Raw genomic sequence first — 15265 nt, 5'->3', positions numbered from 1 at the left:
AATGGACGCTCCGCGTCCGCTGTTGTGGGACGCGGAGCGTCCCGGGCTGCATTACCACGCGGAGCGTGGGAACGATCAGGGATCGCTCACCGCGATCCCTTTTTTTATCCCCCTTAACCGAGGTTCTTGCCCAGCAACGCGTGATACAACTCGCTGTCGCCCAGGATCCCCACCACATGATTGTTATCGTGCAACACCAGCTTGTTGCCGGTCTGATAACGAATCTGCAACGCATCGCGCATGCCGATGTTCGAATCCACCAGCGTCGGCTTGCGCTCCAGTCCTTCCACCGCTTGCCCCGGTGCCCAGTTCTGCAGGTTCAGCACCGAACCATTCTGCCGCGCACCCTTGATGGTGTTGCCTTCGGCCAGGTCCAGCCACGAATCGCCGCCCGGATCGAGACACACCGAACCGTTGATGCGTTTGCACTTGTCCAGCGTGCGCATCAGGCTGCGGCCGCAGAGCACGTTGAGCGGATTGGTGTGTGCGACGAAGGTGCGCACATAGTCGTCCGCCGGGTTCAGCACGATCTCTTCCGGCACGCTGTACTGGATGATCCGGCCGTCTTTCATGATCGCGATGCGGCTACCCAATTTGAGCGCCTCGTCGAGGTCGTGGCTCACGAACACGATGGTCTTGCTCAGCTTGCGTTGCAGTTCCAGCAGTTCATCCTGCAGACCCTGACGGATCAGCGGGTCGAGGGCCGAGAACGGTTCGTCCATCAATAGAATGTCGGCGTCCATCGCCAGCGCTCGTGCCAGACCGACACGCTGCTGCATGCCGCCGGAGAGTTCATCAGGCTTCTTGTTGCGCCATTGGGTCAGGCCGACCAGTTCGAGTTTTTCATCGACGAGTTTCTTGCGTTCCTTCTCCGGTCGACCCTGCATTTCCAGACCGAAACTGATGTTCTCGCGCACCGTCAGCCACGGCATCAGGGCGAACTTCTGGAACACCATGGCGATGCGTTTGGTGCGCATCATTTTCAGCTCGGCCGGGGTGCAGGAGGCGATGTCGATCTGACGGTTTTCATGCTCGACGAACAGCTTGCCGCGGCTCACGGTGTTGAGGCCGTTGATGCAGCGCAGCAGGCTCGACTTGCCCGAGCCGGACAAGCCCATCAGCACGCAGATCTCGCCTTTGTTGATGTCCAGCGTGGCTTTTTCCACGCCGACAATCTGTCCGGTCTTTTTCAGGATTTCGTTGCGGGTCATGCCCTGATCCAGCAGCTTGAGTGCCTCGCGTGGATCTTTGGAAAAGATTACGTCGACGTCTTCGAAGCGAATTATGCTCATGCGTCACCCCCTACTTTGGCGTCGGGTTGTTTGCAGATACGGTCGAGCATGATCGCCAGCAGTACGATCGCCAGGCCCGCTTCGAAGCCCAGGGCGATATCAGCAGTGTTCAGTGCGTTGACCACCGGTTTGCCGAGTCCGTCGGCGCCTACCAGTGCCGCGATCACCACCATCGACAACGACAGCATGATGCACTGGGTGATGCCGGCCGCGATGCTCGGCATGGCGTGAGGCAGTTCGATCCGTGAGAGCAGTTGGCGACGCGAGCAGCCGAAGGCCTTGCCGGCGTCCATCAGTTCTTGCGGGACATCGCGGATGCCCAGATAGGTCAGGCGGATCGGCGCAGCGATGGCGAACACCACCGTGGAGATCAGGCCCGGGACCACACCCAGCCCGAAGAGGGTCAGGGTAGGAATGAGGTAAACGAAGGTCGGTACGGTCTGCATCAGATCGAGTACCGGACGCATGACAGTGTAGAACATCGGTTTGTGTGCGGCGACGATGCCCAGCGGCACGCCGATGACCACGCAGACCAGGGTCGCGAACATGACCTGGGCGAGGGTTTCCATGGTTTCCTGCCAGTACCCCAGATTGAGGATCAGCAGGAAGGAGGCGATCACGAAAGCGGTCAATCCCCATTTGCGCTGGATCAGGTGCGCGAGCAGGGCGATCAGGCCAATCAAGACCAGTGGGTTGAACCAGGTCAGCGCGAACGTCACGCCGTGGATCATCGTTTCCAGTGTCACGGCGATTGCGTCGAAGGTGTTGGCGCCGTGTTGCGTCAACCATTCAACGAAGCCCGCGATGTACTGGCCTAAAGGTATTTTCTGATCAATCAGCATGGTAGTGAACGTCCGCATGCAAGGAAATAAACAGCCCGGGTGGGCGAGCCCACCCGGCATAAGCGATTACTGAAGCTTGGCTTTAACGGCCTCCAGGCCAGGTTTACCGTCAATGGTGGTTACGCCAGCGAGCCAGGTATCGAGCACTTGTGGATTCTTTTTCAGCCAGGCCTTGGCGGCCGCGTCAGGCTTCATCTTGTCGTCGAGGATGTTGCCCATCAGTTCGCTTTCCATGTCGACGGTGAACTCCAGGTTCTTCAGCAACTGACCGACGTTGCTGCATTCCTCGGCATAACCCTTGCGGGTATTGGTCGCCACGGTCGCAGCACCGAAATCGGGGCCGAAGAAATCATCGCCACCGGTCAGGTATTGAATCTTGAAGCGCTTGTTCATCGGGTGCGGCGCCCAGCCGAGGAATACCACGGCGGTGTCGCGTTTTTGCGCGCGATCCACCTGCGAGAGCATGCCCGCTTCCGACGATTCGACGACTTTGAAACCGGCGGTTTTCAGGCCGAAGGCGTCCTTGTCGATCATGCTCTGGATCAGACGGTTGCCGTCGTTGCCAGGCTCGATGCCGTAGATCTTGCCGTCGAGTTCTTTCTTGAATTTGGCGATGTCGGCGAAGTCATGCAGACCTTTGTCATACAGGGCTTGCGGCACGGCGAGGGTGTACTTGGCGCCCTTGAGGTTGGTGCGCACGGTTTCCACGGTGCCGGCGTCGCGGTAAGCCTTGATGTCGTTTTCCATGGTCGGCATCCAGTTGCCGAGGAACACGTCCATGTTCTTGCCGTCGGCCAGCGACTTGTAGGTCACGGGCACGGAGATCATGGTGGTCTTGGTCTTGTAGCCGAGGGCGTTGAGCACAACAGAGGTGGTAGCGGTGGTAGCGGTGATGTCGGTCCAGCCGACATCGGAGAAGTTAACGGTACTGCACTGTGCCGGTTCTGCAGCTTGCGCCAGTAACGGCAGACTCAGCATGGCGGCCAACAACAACGACGGGGAACCTTTCATGGATGGACTCCTTGGTGTTTTTTTTGGCAGTGTTCCGACTGTGGACCACCGCACTTATAGGTTGCGGTTGGATGGCGTTCTGGAGACAGCTCTACCACGGCGCCTTGCAATCGAGTCATAACGATCATGTACCAGTGAAAATCTGACGCCTACAGGGGGGGTCGTATCCAGTACAGGGATGGTCGCATCCAGTGTCAGTGACGTCGTTTACAGCTTTTTTCAGCCCCGAATGGCCATCTGAACCGCACAAAAACGGCGAAAAACCGGGGCGAAAACGGCGCGGCGCTGGTGGACATGAGTGCGTCGGTGTCAGACGCCGTGCGCTCCGACAAAAGCCTGATGATGCGGGCATTCCGGCGGATCGCAGCTTGAGCGTAGCAGCTCCGCCAGCGGGCGCTTCACGCCCCGGACCGGCATCCTCAGGAGCTCTGCAGCAATGGCTATCAGCGTTTTCGACCTGTTCAAAATCGGCATCGGCCCTTCCAGTTCCCACACCGTCGGGCCCATGCGCGCCGCGGCGTTGTTCGTCGAGTCGCTACGGGACAAGCACCAGTTGGAACAGGTGCGCCGTATAGAAGTGCAATTGTTCGGATCGCTGTCGGCCACGGGCATTGGTCACGGCAGCGACAACGCGGTGATCATGGGTTTGATGGGCGAGTGGCCGGACGCAATCGACCCGTCGCAGATCGGCCCGCGCATACAGGCCCTGCGTGAAACTCACACACTGTTATTGGATGGTCGTTTGTCGGTGCCGTTTGTCTGGGCACGGGACATGCGCCTGATCGACGAGAACCTGCCATTCCACCCCAATGCCATGACTATCGTTGCCGAGGGTGATCACGGCGAACTGCATCGCGACACCTACTATTCGGTGGGCGGCGGTTTTGTCGTGGATCAAGCGCAGGCGTCCAGCGGCGTGGTCGATCTGGATCGCACTGAGTTGCCCTACGACTTTTCCAGTGCGGTTGAACTGTTGGAGTTGTGCAAGAAAAACAACCTGCGCGTCGCCGAATTGATGATGGCCAACGAAAAGGTCTGGCGCAGTGAAGAAGAGATCCGCGCCGGGCTGATGAAGTTGTGGCGGGCGATGCAGGATTGCGTCGAGCAGGGCCTGAAACACGAAGGCATCTTGCCCGGCGGACTGAATGTGCGTCGGCGCGCGGCAAAGCTGCATCGCAGCCTGCAGGAACTGGGCAAGCCCAATGTGATCGGTTCAACGTTGAGCGCGATGGAGTGGGTCAACCTGTTCGCTCTGGCGGTTAATGAAGAAAACGCGGCGGGCGGGCGCATGGTCACGGCGCCGACCAATGGCGCCGCAGGGATCATTCCGGCGGTATTGCACTACTTTATGAAGTTCAGTGAAGCGGTGACTGACGCCAACGTGGTCGATTACTTCCTCGGTGCAGCGGCGGTGGGGATTCTGTGCAAAAAGAATGCTTCGATCTCGGGCGCCGAAGTGGGTTGCCAGGGCGAAGTCGGTTCGGCGTGTGCGATGGCGGCGGCGGGGCTGGCGGAGATTCTTGGTGCCACGCCGGAGCAGTTGTGCAACGCAGCGGAGATTGGTCTTGAACACAACCTCGGGCTGACCTGCGATCCGGTCGGTGGTCTGGTGCAAGTGCCGTGCATCGAGCGTAATGCGATTGCCGCGGTCAAGGCGATCAACGCGGCGCAGATGGCACTGCGTGGCGATGGTCAGCACTTTATCTCGCTGGATCGGGTGATCCGCACCATGCGTGATACCGGCGCTGATATGCATGACAAATATAAAGAGACATCGCGTGGTGGGTTGGCGGTCAGCGCTGTGGAGTGCTGAGACCGAGTCGCCTCAATCGCGAGCAGGCTCACTCCTACATTTGGAACGCGTTCCCCTGTAGGAGTGAGCCTGCTCGCGATAGCGCCAGACCAGTCAAAACTGCTCACCAAGTGAACACAGACAATAAATCACGCCACCTTTTAGCGCGTCGCAATCAGATAAGAGTCTTTCCCACCTGTTACACGCGCTCAGCTCTCCTACCGTCCGTCACCCGTGCTTGCGGTGACACTGTCCGACAATCGCGCGCAGGCCAGTTCCCACAAGTGCTACCGATTTGCTCACACCCCTGGGGGCAGGGCGTTCAGCAACGCTGATGGCACTTCGAAACACCTTTCGTCGGACGGCTCGTATAGACACGTCGCGACGTCGTTTTCAGGAGTTATTGAACAGCCATTCAATTTTAGGCATGGCATTTGCTCTGTCATAACAAAGCCCGTCTCCCACGCGAGAACGCTGGCAATAACAAGAGCCTCCGCCTGAGGCCATCACCCGCTTTGTGTGAGGAGATACCGCGATGACGTCGTTCAACTCCGGGGCCCAACCCCAGAACCGTGCGCCTCAATCCATCGGCTTTCTGCTGCTGGACAATTTCACGCTGATTTCTCTGGCGTCCGCAGTAGAACCCCTGCGCATGGCCAACCAATTGTCCGGTCGCGAGCTGTATCGCTGGAGTACCCTCACTGTCGATGGCGGCCAGGTGTGGGCCAGTGACGGTCTGCAAATCACTCCCGACGCTTCCATGCACAAAGCCCCGCCACTGGACACTGTGATTGTCTGCGGCGGCATCGGCATTCAACGCACCGTTACCCGTGAACACGTTTCCTGGCTGCAAAGCCAGGCGCGTCAGTCCAAGCGCCTCGGCGCCGTGTGCACCGGCAGTTGGGCTTTGGCCTGCGCCGGGTTGCTCGATGGTTTCGATTGCAGCGTGCACTGGGAATGTCTGGCGGCGATGCAGGAAGCCTTCCCGCGCGTGGCCATGAGCACCCGTTTGTTCACCCTCGACCGTAACCGTTTCACCAGCTCCGGCGGTACCGCGCCGCTGGACATGATGCTGCACCTGATCAGCCGCGATCACGGCCGTGAACTGTCCGCCGCGATCTCGGAGATGTTCGTCTACGAACGAATCCGCAACGAACAGGATCACCAGCGTGTGCCGCTCAAGCACATGCTCGGCACCAACCAGCCGAAGCTGCAGGAAATCGTCGCGCTGATGGAAGCCAATCTGGAAGAGCCTATCGACCTCGATGAACTGGCGGTGTACGTCGCCGTGTCGCGTCGACAGTTGGAGCGCCTGTTCCAGAAATACCTGCACTGCTCGCCGTCGCGTTACTACTTGAAGCTGCGCCTGATCCGCGCCCGGCAGTTGCTCAAGCAAACGCCGATGTCGATCATCGAAGTGGCGTCCGTGTGTGGTTTCGTCTCGACGCCGCACTTCTCCAAGTGCTATCGCGAATACTTCGGCATTCCGCCGCGTGACGAGCGTGTGGGTTCCAACACCACTCAACAAGTGGCGATGTTGCCACTGCCGCAGGCCATCGTGATGTCGCCGCTGTCGGGGCCGATGTCGGCGTTGAGTCAGGCTCGGAATGAGTCGACGTTTGCCAGCGTAAGGCTCTGATGAGGGTCGTTCCCACGCTCTGCGTGGGAACGCAGCCCGGGACGCTCTGCGTCCCAAAAGGCCGAACGCGGAGCGTCCGTTGAGGCATTCCCACGCAGAGCGTGGGAACGATCAGGTGAGCAACGTCAGGCGCTATGGCTTTGCTGATAGTCCGCCAATGCCGGCAGTAATTGTTTGTCGATCGCCTGGCGCACCGCCGGCTGGATACTGGCGCCGCTGGTGTACATGTCCTTGACCATTTTGCGCAGTTCAAACGCGCGAACATTATCCAGACCGCGCACCGCGCACTCGCAAGCCTTATCGGCAGTAGTGCCACTGGGCACTTGAATACCCAACGCCTTGAGCTGGCCCAACAAATCTTCCTGATCGATCAAATCGGCATACATCATGACGCGCATCCTTCTTCGGTAACGGAGGTCGTGGCTCGATTCTGGTAGCCACGTCGGGGCACGGCAAGGGCGTTTTGTCGCAGTGGCTGCGACGGCTATGAACAGGTCGTTTTCGGCTAACTCGCCGCTCAAGGGAGTGGGCACACTGAACTCAGCTTGCAACACGAAGGTTTGGTCACCCTCGCTTGGCAGCTCCTCAACAGTAGCTTGAGCCCCGATCCAGTCACGGCTGGTATCGGGGCTTTTTTTGTCTGTGAATCAGTTAGAAATTTGTTGTTCCTGCCGACGTCATCGCTGGCAAGCCAGCTCCCACAAGTTTTGAGTCTGGTCGCATATTTGTGAAACGCCGCCGAACCCTGTGGGAGCGGGCTTGCCCGCGATGAACGATGACGCGGTCTATCTTTGCAACACGAGGATCCGCGACAACAACTCATCCCGGTCGATATAGCAGCCCTGAAAATGCCGCGCCCCGGTCGCCGGATCGAAGGCATTACGCGCGTGCAACGTACGGCGATTATCGAAGCACCACAGCTCACCGGAATTAAGCCGCTGCATCAGCCGAAACCGTGGCTCGCGTGTCATCGCGATAAAGCGTCGATAAGCCCGATACAACCGTGGCATCTGCTCTACCGACGTATCGAACGCTCCGCGCAGAAAGTTTGCCATGCGAATTTCCGCCACACGTCCCAAGGCGTCCAAAGCAATGATCGGCGCCAGGCAGCGATAGTCGCTATGGCGATCCTTGTTGCGAAACTCCACGGGGATTTCACACAGCGCCTGAAACGCCTCCGGGTCTTCACTGCGCAACGCATCGGCAATCGCAAAACCATCGACAAAAATGCTCTCGCCACCCTCGGCGTCATTCACCAGACAATGCAGAAACTGCAGCCCCGGTTGCAGCTCGCGGGTCGGTAGATCGGTGTGCAACGGCAGGTTGAAAGCGGTGTAGGCATTGCTGTCGGCATCGGCTTTGGATTGCACGTTGAACAGCACACCGAAGTTGCTCTCGCGAATGAAGGAAATGCGTTGCGCGATGAGCTTCAGTGAACCGGGCTCGGTAGGCACGCCGCGCACTTGCGTCAGGCCGATGTCGCGTACGGCAAGCAGCCATTGCAGCAGGGCGGCGTTGTCGTTCATCAGTGCCGCGTATTCGAACACCGGCAGCTGCGAGTCGCTGCGCCACAGATAAGGCTTGGGTTTGCCAGCCAGACGTTCGGCGCGGGAATCATCGTCGTAGGCATGAGCGCGCAGCCAGCCGGGATCGAAACGGCTGAGGTGACCGTCCTGCCAGTCGATGCGCAGGCAGCCGTCGGTATCGATATGGGCGGCGGCAGGCTTGAGGTCTTCAGCGGCATCGACAATCTCGAACACCTGCTCGCGGGTAACGTTGTAGACGCACTGCGGGCACGGGCAGTTATCCCGCAACCAGACGTGGTGAAACGGGCTGATGCGACCGTCAGCCCATGCGATGGCAACGCGATCCGCCAGGGTCTGCACGCCACCGAGCGCGCTGATCAACGGATAAGTACGGAAATCGGCAACAGCGGCAGCGGTGTTCATGGCGGCTCCTTGTGATCGATGGATTACCTGGCGGGTGGCAGTGCGATAACGCGGCCGATGTAAGCGGGAGCGGGCAAGTCTTTCTGCTCGGCGACGATGCTTTGCAGGCGGCTCAGGGTGTCCGCGCTGAACGTTGCCGAACGCGGGCCGGCGAGGTCGACGTGCAAGAGCATTTGTTCGTTGCCGGCCAGTTCCTGCTCGTCACCGACCTTGTGCAGGCTGTGATAGAGGTGCAGGCGTTTGCTGTCGTGGGCGATGATTTGCGTGCGTACTTCCACCTCGGTATCGAGTTTCACTTCGTGCAGATAATTGAGGTGCAGTTCGAGGGTGAACAGCGAGTTGCCACTGGCTTCGCGGTTGTTGCTGTCCATGCCGAGGCGGTCCATCAGGGTGTCGGTGGCGTAGCTGAAAATCAGCAGGTAGAAGGCGTCGCGCAGGTGGCCGTTGTAGTCGACCCAGTCGGGGATGATTGTGGTTTGGTAGGTGGTGAGAGTGGGCATGATTGGGTTCCGGCAGTGGGCGGGTCGTTAGGATCAAGAGCTACCCCCTCACCCCAGCCCTCTCCCCCAAGGGGGCGAGGGGGAAAGGGAGCCGATCTTTATGCTATTCAAAACTTGAGTTCGGCTCGGTGGTGCAAGTCGGCGTAACTCGAACAATCAACACGGTCAGTCCCCTCTACCTCCGGGAGAGGGCTAGGGTGAGGGACTGCAATGTCACGGCAGACATATCACTCGCTGAACGCCATCCCATGCTTTTCCTTTGTGGTCTTCACCGCCTCAAGCACCGCCAGCAAGCAATCATCACGATAGCGCTCCAGCGCCGAAATGCTGTGACGACCAAGCTGATCACTGGTGCCATCAACCACATCATCAATCAACTTGTCAGTCAGTTCCGGCGCTGGCAGATACGTCCACGGCAACTGCAACGCCGGGCCGAATTGCGACATGAAGTGGCGCATGCCGGCATCACCCCCGGCCAAGGTATAAGTCAGGAACGTACCCATGAACGACCAGCGCAGGCCGGCGCCAAAGCGAATCGCATCATCGATCTCGCCAGTGGTCGCGACACCATCGTTGACCAGGTGCAGCGCCTCACGCCACAGCGCTTCGAGCAAGCGGTCGGCGATGAAACCGGGCACTTCTTTGCGCACGTGCAGCGGACGCATGCCGAGGGATTCGTAGACTTTCATCGCTGCCTGAACGGCCTCGGGCGCGGTGTTCTTGCCACCCACGACTTCGACCAGCGGCAGCAGATAAACCGGGTTGAACGGGTGGCCGACCACGCAACGTTCGGGGTGCGTTGAGCTCTCGTAGAACTCACTTGGCAGCAGGCCCGAGGTACTCGAACCGATCAACGCATTAGGCTTGGCCGCGGCGCTGATTTTGCTGTGCAGCTCGAGTTTCAGTTCCAGGCGTTCCGGGGCGCTTTCCTGAATGAAGTCGGCATCGCGTACGCATTCTTCGATGGTCGCGACAAAGCGCAGACGATCCTGCGACGCGCCCGGCGCCAGACCGTTTTTCTCCAGTGCGCCCCAGGCATTGGCTACGCGTTTACGCAGCGCCGCTTCGGCGCCCGGTGCCGGGTCCCAGGCCACCACATCGAGGCCATGGGCGAGGGCGCGCGCGACCCAGCCACTGCCGATGACACCGCTGCCCAGCGCGGCGAAGGTTTTGATTTCGGTGATAAAGCTCATAGGAATTTTCCCGTGGAAGGTAATCCCTGTAGGAGCTGCCGAAGGCTGCGATCTTTTGATCTTGATCTTGATCTTGAGAAACAAAATCAAAAGATCGCAGCCTTCGGCAGCTCCTACAGGTGAAATTTGGGGGGCAGTTAGAGCCCCATTTTTTGAGCTGAGGGTTAACCGCGCTGGGTCAGGCCCATTTTCTTGCGGCCCTCGGCCGGGGTGAGCACCCGGGCGCCGAGGCGGCTGAGGATTTCGGTGGCGCGTTCGACCAGTTGGCCGTTGGTCGCCAGCACGCCCTTGTCCAGCCACAGGTTGTCTTCCAGCCCGACCCGCACGTTGCCGCCCAACAGCACCGCTTGCGCTGCCATTGGCATCTGCATACGGCCAATGCCAAACCCGGCCCACACCGCATCGGCGGGCAGGTTGTCGACCATGGCTTTCATCGTGGTGGTATCCGCCGGCGCGCCCCACGGGATGCCCAGGCACAGCTGGAACAACGGGTTATCGAGCAGACCTTCCTTGATCATCTGCTTGGCGAACCACAGGTGACCGGTGTCGAAAATCTCCAGCTCGGCCTTCACGCCCAGCTCGGTAATGCGCTTGGCGCCGGCACGCAGTTGCGCCGGAGTGGAGACATAAATGGTGTCGCCATCGCCGAAGTTCAGCGTGCCGCAATCGAGGGTGCAGATTTCCGGCAGCAACTCTTCAACGTGGGCGAGACGGGTCAGCGGGCCGACCAGATCGGTGTTCGGGCCGAACTCCATCGGGTTCTCGCCCGCGCCGATCTCCAGGTCGCCGCCCATACCGGCGGTGAGGTTGACGATGATGTCGACGTCGGCCTCGCGGATGCGCTCCATCACTTCGCGGTACAGCGCCACGTCGCGGCTGAACTTGCCGGTCTGCGGATCGCGCACATGGCAGTGCACAACCGTGGCGCCAGCCTTGGCCGCTTCAACGGCCGCCGCAGCGATTTGTTTCGGGGTGACCGGCACGTGTGGGCTCTTGGCGGTCGTGTCGCCAGCACCGGTGAGTGCGCAGGTGATGATGACGTCGTGGTTCATGGTGCGGTTTCCTTCAGGCGTGATGGGTCTGTCCGCAGCCCTTTTCCGGGCTGCGAAGCGTCGTTCAGTTCCCTCTCCCCTTGGGAGAGGGCTAGGGTGAGGGGCTTTTAAATGAGAGGGTTATTTGCTGGTCAGCTGCAGGTTTTCAGCCGCCGGTTTGCCATCGAACGTGGTCACACCTTCCAGCCAGCGCTGCTTGTCTTCCGGGTGATCCTTGAGCCATTGCTTGGCCGATTCGAAGGCGTCCTTGTGGTCGAGCAGCGGCTGCATCATCCGGCTCTCGTCCTCGGCGGTGAACGTCAGATTGGTCAGCAGGCGACCAATGTTCGGGCATTGCTCGGCGTATTTCGGCGCGGTCACTGTCCACACGGTGGCCATGCCTTCGTTCGGGCCGAGGGCGTCGTCGCTGCCGGTCAGATAAGTCATCTTGACGTTGACGTTCATCGGGTGCGGCGCCCAGCCGAAGAACACCACGGCCTCTTTGCGGCGCACGGCGCGGTCGACGGCGGCGAGCATGCCGGCCTCGCTCGACTCGACCAACTGGAACTTGCCGAGGCCGAACTGGTTCTTGGCGATCATCGCCTTGATCTGCGTGTTGGCGCCCGAGCCTGGCTCGATGCCGTAGATCTTGCCGCCCAGTTCTTTTTCGAACTTGGCAATGTCGGCGAAGGTTTTCAGGCCCTTGTCGGCCAGATAAGTCGGCACGGCGAGGGTCGCACGGGCATCTTTCAGGCTTGGCGCTTCGAGGACTTTGACCTGATTGGCGTCGACGAACGGGGTGATGGTCTGGGTCATCAGCGGGTTCCAGTAACCGAGGAACAGGTCCAGGCGCTGATCGCGGATCCCGGCGAAGATGATTTGCTGGGACGCACTGGTTTGTTTGGTGTTGTAGCCGAGGCCGTCGAGCAGGACCTGGGTCATGGCACTGGTGGCGATCACGTCGGTCCAGTTGACCACGCCCATGCGCACGTTCTGGCACGAGGCGGGTTCGGCCGCCATGACGCTGGCGCTCAAGAAAGCGGTACCGCTGAGTGCAAGAACACAGCTGCTGATCAGTCGTTTCATGTCGGGTTCCTCGGCAGGTCGTTTATTGTGAGTTCCGGTGTCTGATGCGCCGGTGATGCAAAGTTACGCAGCTGTGGGCCGGTGAAAGCGCACTGCGGCGACTGGCATTTGCACTGTAGCGACCTGTGCCCTTGAACGCCGACGACAATCGGCGTATCAACGAGCCACGCTACCCTCCCTCTCGTTACCCGCGAATCGAGTGCGCACATGTCCCAGGATTTCTACTTCTTGCTGATGCCGGGGTTCTCCGCCATCGGTTTTATTTCCGCAATTGAACCGCTGCGTGTGGCCAACCGCTTTCGTGGCGAGTTGTACCGCTGGCATGTGTTGAGTGCCGATGGCGGGGCGGTGCTGGCGAGCAACGGCATGTCGGTCAACGCCGACGCGGCGCTGGAGCCGTTGAAGAAAGGCGCGACGCTGCTGGTGGTGGCCGGGTTTGAACCACTGAAGTTCGCCACGCCAACCCTTGAACACTGGTTGCGGCGGCTGGATAACGAAGGCGTGACCCTTGGTGCCATTGACACCGGCAGCTTCGTCCTCGCCGAAGCCGGTTTGCTCGACGGCCATCGCTTGACGCTGCACTGGGAAGCGATCGATGCGTTCAAGGAATCTTATCCACAGCTCAGCGTCACTCAGGAGCTGTTCGAGATCGACCGTCGGCGCATCACCTCAGCGGGCGGCACCGCCTCCATCGATTTAATGCTCGATCTGATCGCCCAGGCCCATGGGGCGCAACTGGCGATTCAGGTCAGCGAGCAATTTGTGCTGGGGCGAATTCGACCGCGAAAAGATCACCAGCGCATGGAAGTGGCCACGCGTTACGGGATCAGCAACAAGAAACTGGTGCAGGTGATTGGCGAGATGGAGCAGCACAGCGAACCGCCGCTGACTACGCTGCAATTGGCGGAATCGATCAAGGTCACGCGGCGGCAACTGGAGCGCTTGTTCCGGCTGCACCTGAACGACACGCCGAGCAATTTCTACCTGCGTCTGCGCCTGGAAAAGGCCCGGCAACTGCTGCGCCAGACTGACATGAGCGTGCTCGAAGTCAGCATCGCCTGCGGCTTCGAATCGCCGTCGTACTTCACCCGCAGTTACCGCGCAAAATTCGCCCGCTGTCCCCGCGAAGACCGCCGTACCGCCCAGGCCTGAATGGATGTACCCAAAACCCCTGTAGGAGTGAGCCTGCTCGCGATAGCGGTAAGTCAGACAACACTGATGTCGACTGACACTTCGTCATCGCGAGCAGGCTCACTCCTACAGTTTGATCGCGTTACTTCTTCACCAACGCCGAACACGCAGCCTTATAAGCCTCATGCTGATACTTGTTCAGCGTCCCCGGCAGTTCGAAATTATGCTTCTTCGCCTGCGCATTGATCGTCTGCGGCGACAACAACGTCACTTCACAGCCATCCAGCAGCTGCAAAATCCCCTCAATCTTGAAAGTGGTCGGCCCGCCGGCAAACTCACCCTTCTTGCTGCGCTTCTTGATCGCAATCCGGTCAACCGAATTCTCCCGCACAAACGACGCCACCTGCGCCGCGAACAACTTCACGTTGGCCGCTTCGTCATCGTCTTCGAGGGCGATTTTCTTGGTGGCAAGGGGAATGTGGCTCAAGGTCGAACCGTCGAGAGCGGCCACGGCGATGATCGCTTCGCTGCCTTTGATTTCGATGCCGCAGATGTTCATGGGCGAGTGACCTTATGAGCGAATTGGATGGCAGTCATGTTGACGCAGTCGGGCGGTCAAGTCACTCGCGTCGGTGCCCCAGCGGTGCAATACCGCTGGTCGGAATTCGTTACTGACCTGTAATTTCTGACAGTAGACGGCCTTCCGGCAGGCGCCTAGCTTGGTTGCCGGGGGATTGGGACGATTATCGTCCTTTCCCATTCGTGACCTCGCTCAAGGGACTGAAGACATGAAACTACGCAAGAACATTCGCTCATTGACCCAAAACGAAAAAACCAACTTCGTCGCCGCCTGCCTCCAGCTCAAACAGTCAGGTCAATATGACGAGTATGTACACCTGCATCACCAAGTCATGAAGCCTACAGTTCTGCCACATGAACCAAACGATCCAAACTACCGCAATGGCGCCCATCGGGGGCCTTCATTCCTGCCATGGCACCGCGCGTTTTTGCTGAAGTTCGAAAATGACCTTCAGGCGATTGACCCCTCCATCACGATTCCGTACTGGAACTGGACCGAAGATGCTGCCGACCCGCTCAACTCTCCGGTATGGGCTGAGGATTTCATGGGCGGTAATGGTGTTGAAGGCGATGACTGGCGTGTCGCAACCGGTCGGTTTGCCTTTAAGCATGGACAATGGCCGGTTCCCTCCTATCCGGATGACGATTTGCCAGGTCCTGGTTTGAAGCGCCAGTTCGGGCTGGTCGTGAACTCATTGCCGACCCCGGAAGATCTGCAAATGGCCTTGCGTGAAAGTCTTTACGACACCCCGCCTTATGATTCAGGCCCGACTGTGCGCGGCTTCCGAAATCGTCTGGAAGGCTGGATCACCCAGCGCGGTGATCCGCAGGTAACCACTGCGGGTTCACAACTGCATAATCGCGTCCACCTCTGGGTGGGCGGCAATATGTTGCCGATGACCTCTCCAGATGATCCGGTGTTCTTCCTTCATCACTGCTTTGTCGACAAAGTGTGGGCAGACTGGCAGTCGCTGATGCTCCAGAGCAACGAACGTTGGGCGCCGCATTACGCGCCGCTGATCAATGGTCCGAAGGGACATAACTACGATGATGTGCTCGAGCCGTTTGCGCAGTCTGCTCGGAATGTGAGCGACATTACTGACTTGGGGTATGAGTATGAGGCGCCACGTCTGATCCTCGATCATGTGAAACCTCGTTCTCCATTTCACGACTGATGCTGGCATCGGGTGGCGGTGTGAATGCCTGGCTTTTGCAGCAGG

The 15265-nt window shown here is 59.4% G+C and carries 14 protein-coding genes; 4 read left to right on the top strand and 10 right to left on the bottom strand.

Annotated features, from left to right (window positions below; all coding sequences use genetic code 11):
• Window positions 1-113: 113 nt before the first annotated feature.
• The 3 genes from choV to CKW14_RS23945 form a co-directional block, all read right to left on the bottom strand.
• Window positions 114-1292, bottom strand: coding sequence for a choline ABC transporter ATP-binding protein (gene choV / locus CKW14_RS23955; protein WP_016772804.1), 1179 nt, complete (start codon window positions 1290-1292; stop codon window positions 114-116).
• Entirely contained in the window at window positions 1289-2134 is an 846-nt protein-coding gene (choW, locus tag CKW14_RS23950; RefSeq protein WP_016983941.1) for a choline ABC transporter permease subunit, read from the bottom strand. Before choW ends, choV begins: the two co-directional genes overlap by 4 nt.
• Before the next feature lie 66 nt (window positions 2135-2200).
• Window positions 2201-3145, bottom strand: coding sequence for a choline ABC transporter substrate-binding protein (locus CKW14_RS23945; RefSeq protein WP_007918300.1), 945 nt, complete (start codon window positions 3143-3145; stop codon window positions 2201-2203).
• Between the two features lie 436 nt (window positions 3146-3581).
• Here CKW14_RS23945 and CKW14_RS23940 point away from each other — a divergent pair, with 436 nt between their 5' ends.
• Window positions 3582-4958 carry an L-serine ammonia-lyase gene (locus CKW14_RS23940; protein WP_034153599.1) on the top strand — a complete coding sequence of 459 codons (1377 nt, stop codon included), beginning with the start codon at window positions 3582-3584 and terminating at the stop codon, window positions 4956-4958.
• Window positions 4959-5472: 514 nt separating this feature from the next.
• Window positions 5473-6576: a GlxA family transcriptional regulator gene (locus CKW14_RS23935; RefSeq protein WP_007949927.1), complete on the top strand. Its 1104-nt coding sequence runs from the start codon at window positions 5473-5475 to the stop codon at window positions 6574-6576.
• A 125-nt stretch (window positions 6577-6701) separates the two neighbouring features.
• On the opposite strand, the gene CKW14_RS23930 is transcribed toward CKW14_RS23935, so the two are convergent.
• From CKW14_RS23930 to CKW14_RS23905, 6 genes are all read right to left on the bottom strand, one after another.
• Window positions 6702-6965, bottom strand: a complete 264-nt coding sequence (locus tag CKW14_RS23930; RefSeq protein WP_095050250.1) for a hypothetical protein — start codon at window positions 6963-6965, stop codon at window positions 6702-6704.
• A gap of 396 nt (window positions 6966-7361) precedes the next feature.
• The gene (locus tag CKW14_RS23925) at window positions 7362-8525 is read right to left on the bottom strand and encodes a gamma-butyrobetaine dioxygenase (RefSeq protein WP_095050251.1); all 1164 of its coding nucleotides are present in this window, start codon (window positions 8523-8525) and stop codon (window positions 7362-7364) included.
• Between the two features lie 23 nt (window positions 8526-8548).
• On the bottom strand, window positions 8549-9025 hold the full coding sequence (locus CKW14_RS23920) for a thioesterase family protein (protein ID WP_095050252.1): 477 nt from the start codon (window positions 9023-9025) through the stop codon (window positions 8549-8551).
• A gap of 227 nt (window positions 9026-9252) precedes the next feature.
• Window positions 9253-10218: an L-carnitine dehydrogenase gene (locus CKW14_RS23915; protein WP_095050253.1), complete on the bottom strand. Its 966-nt coding sequence runs from the start codon at window positions 10216-10218 to the stop codon at window positions 9253-9255.
• 164 nt (window positions 10219-10382) lie between these two features.
• Complete coding sequence (locus tag CKW14_RS23910; RefSeq protein WP_016983621.1) at window positions 10383-11270, bottom strand: 3-keto-5-aminohexanoate cleavage protein; 888 nt, start codon at window positions 11268-11270, stop codon at window positions 10383-10385.
• 120 nt (window positions 11271-11390) lie between these two features.
• The gene (locus tag CKW14_RS23905; RefSeq protein ID WP_095050254.1) at window positions 11391-12335 is read right to left on the bottom strand and encodes a choline ABC transporter substrate-binding protein; all 945 of its coding nucleotides are present in this window, start codon (window positions 12333-12335) and stop codon (window positions 11391-11393) included.
• A gap of 207 nt (window positions 12336-12542) precedes the next feature.
• On the opposite strand from CKW14_RS23905, the gene CKW14_RS23900 reads away from it, so the two are divergent.
• Entirely contained in the window at window positions 12543-13487 is a 945-nt protein-coding gene (locus CKW14_RS23900) for a GlxA family transcriptional regulator (RefSeq protein ID WP_095050255.1), read from the top strand.
• A 121-nt stretch (window positions 13488-13608) separates the two neighbouring features.
• On the opposite strand, the gene CKW14_RS23895 is transcribed toward CKW14_RS23900, so the two are convergent.
• Window positions 13609-14025 (bottom strand): DUF3010 family protein, encoded by a 417-nt coding sequence (locus tag CKW14_RS23895; RefSeq protein ID WP_095050256.1) that lies wholly within the window; start codon window positions 14023-14025, stop codon window positions 13609-13611.
• A 229-nt stretch (window positions 14026-14254) separates the two neighbouring features.
• On the opposite strand from CKW14_RS23895, the gene CKW14_RS23890 reads away from it, so the two are divergent.
• Window positions 14255-15220: a tyrosinase family protein gene (locus tag CKW14_RS23890; RefSeq protein ID WP_095050257.1), complete on the top strand. Its 966-nt coding sequence runs from the start codon at window positions 14255-14257 to the stop codon at window positions 15218-15220.
• The last annotated feature ends 45 nt before the right edge of the window (window positions 15221-15265 follow it).

Origin of the sequence: Pseudomonas sp. Irchel s3a12 (genome assembly GCF_900187485.1) — a bacterium.
Taxonomy (GTDB): domain Bacteria; phylum Pseudomonadota; class Gammaproteobacteria; order Pseudomonadales; family Pseudomonadaceae; genus Aquipseudomonas; species Aquipseudomonas neuropathica.
This window is presented reverse-complemented; position numbering and strand designations above follow the sequence as displayed.

Coding starts and splice junctions, on each gene's coding strand:
- CKW14_RS23915 (WP_095050253.1), bottom strand. CDS start 10,218: ATGAGCTTTATCACCGAAATCAAAACCTTCGCCGCGCTGGGCAGCGGT.
- CKW14_RS23895 (WP_095050256.1), bottom strand. CDS start 14,025: ATGAACATCTGCGGCATCGAAATCAAAGGCAGCGAAGCGATCATCGCC.
- CKW14_RS23925 (WP_095050251.1), bottom strand. CDS start 8,525: ATGAACACCGCTGCCGCTGTTGCCGATTTCCGTACTTATCCGTTGATC.
- choW (WP_016983941.1), bottom strand. CDS start 2,134: ATGCTGATTGATCAGAAAATACCTTTAGGCCAGTACATCGCGGGCTTC.
- CKW14_RS23940 (WP_034153599.1), top strand. CDS start 3,582: ATGGCTATCAGCGTTTTCGACCTGTTCAAAATCGGCATCGGCCCTTCC.
- CKW14_RS23910 (WP_016983621.1), bottom strand. CDS start 11,270: ATGAACCACGACGTCATCATCACCTGCGCACTCACCGGTGCTGGCGAC.
- CKW14_RS23935 (WP_007949927.1), top strand. CDS start 5,473: ATGACGTCGTTCAACTCCGGGGCCCAACCCCAGAACCGTGCGCCTCAA.
- CKW14_RS23945 (WP_007918300.1), bottom strand. CDS start 3,145: ATGAAAGGTTCCCCGTCGTTGTTGTTGGCCGCCATGCTGAGTCTGCCG.
- CKW14_RS23905 (WP_095050254.1), bottom strand. CDS start 12,335: ATGAAACGACTGATCAGCAGCTGTGTTCTTGCACTCAGCGGTACCGCT.
- CKW14_RS23930 (WP_095050250.1), bottom strand. CDS start 6,965: ATGATGTATGCCGATTTGATCGATCAGGAAGATTTGTTGGGCCAGCTC.
- choV (WP_016772804.1), bottom strand. CDS start 1,292: ATGAGCATAATTCGCTTCGAAGACGTCGACGTAATCTTTTCCAAAGAT.
- CKW14_RS23890 (WP_095050257.1), top strand. CDS start 14,255: ATGAAACTACGCAAGAACATTCGCTCATTGACCCAAAACGAAAAAACC.
- CKW14_RS23920 (WP_095050252.1), bottom strand. CDS start 9,025: ATGCCCACTCTCACCACCTACCAAACCACAATCATCCCCGACTGGGTC.
- CKW14_RS23900 (WP_095050255.1), top strand. CDS start 12,543: ATGTCCCAGGATTTCTACTTCTTGCTGATGCCGGGGTTCTCCGCCATC.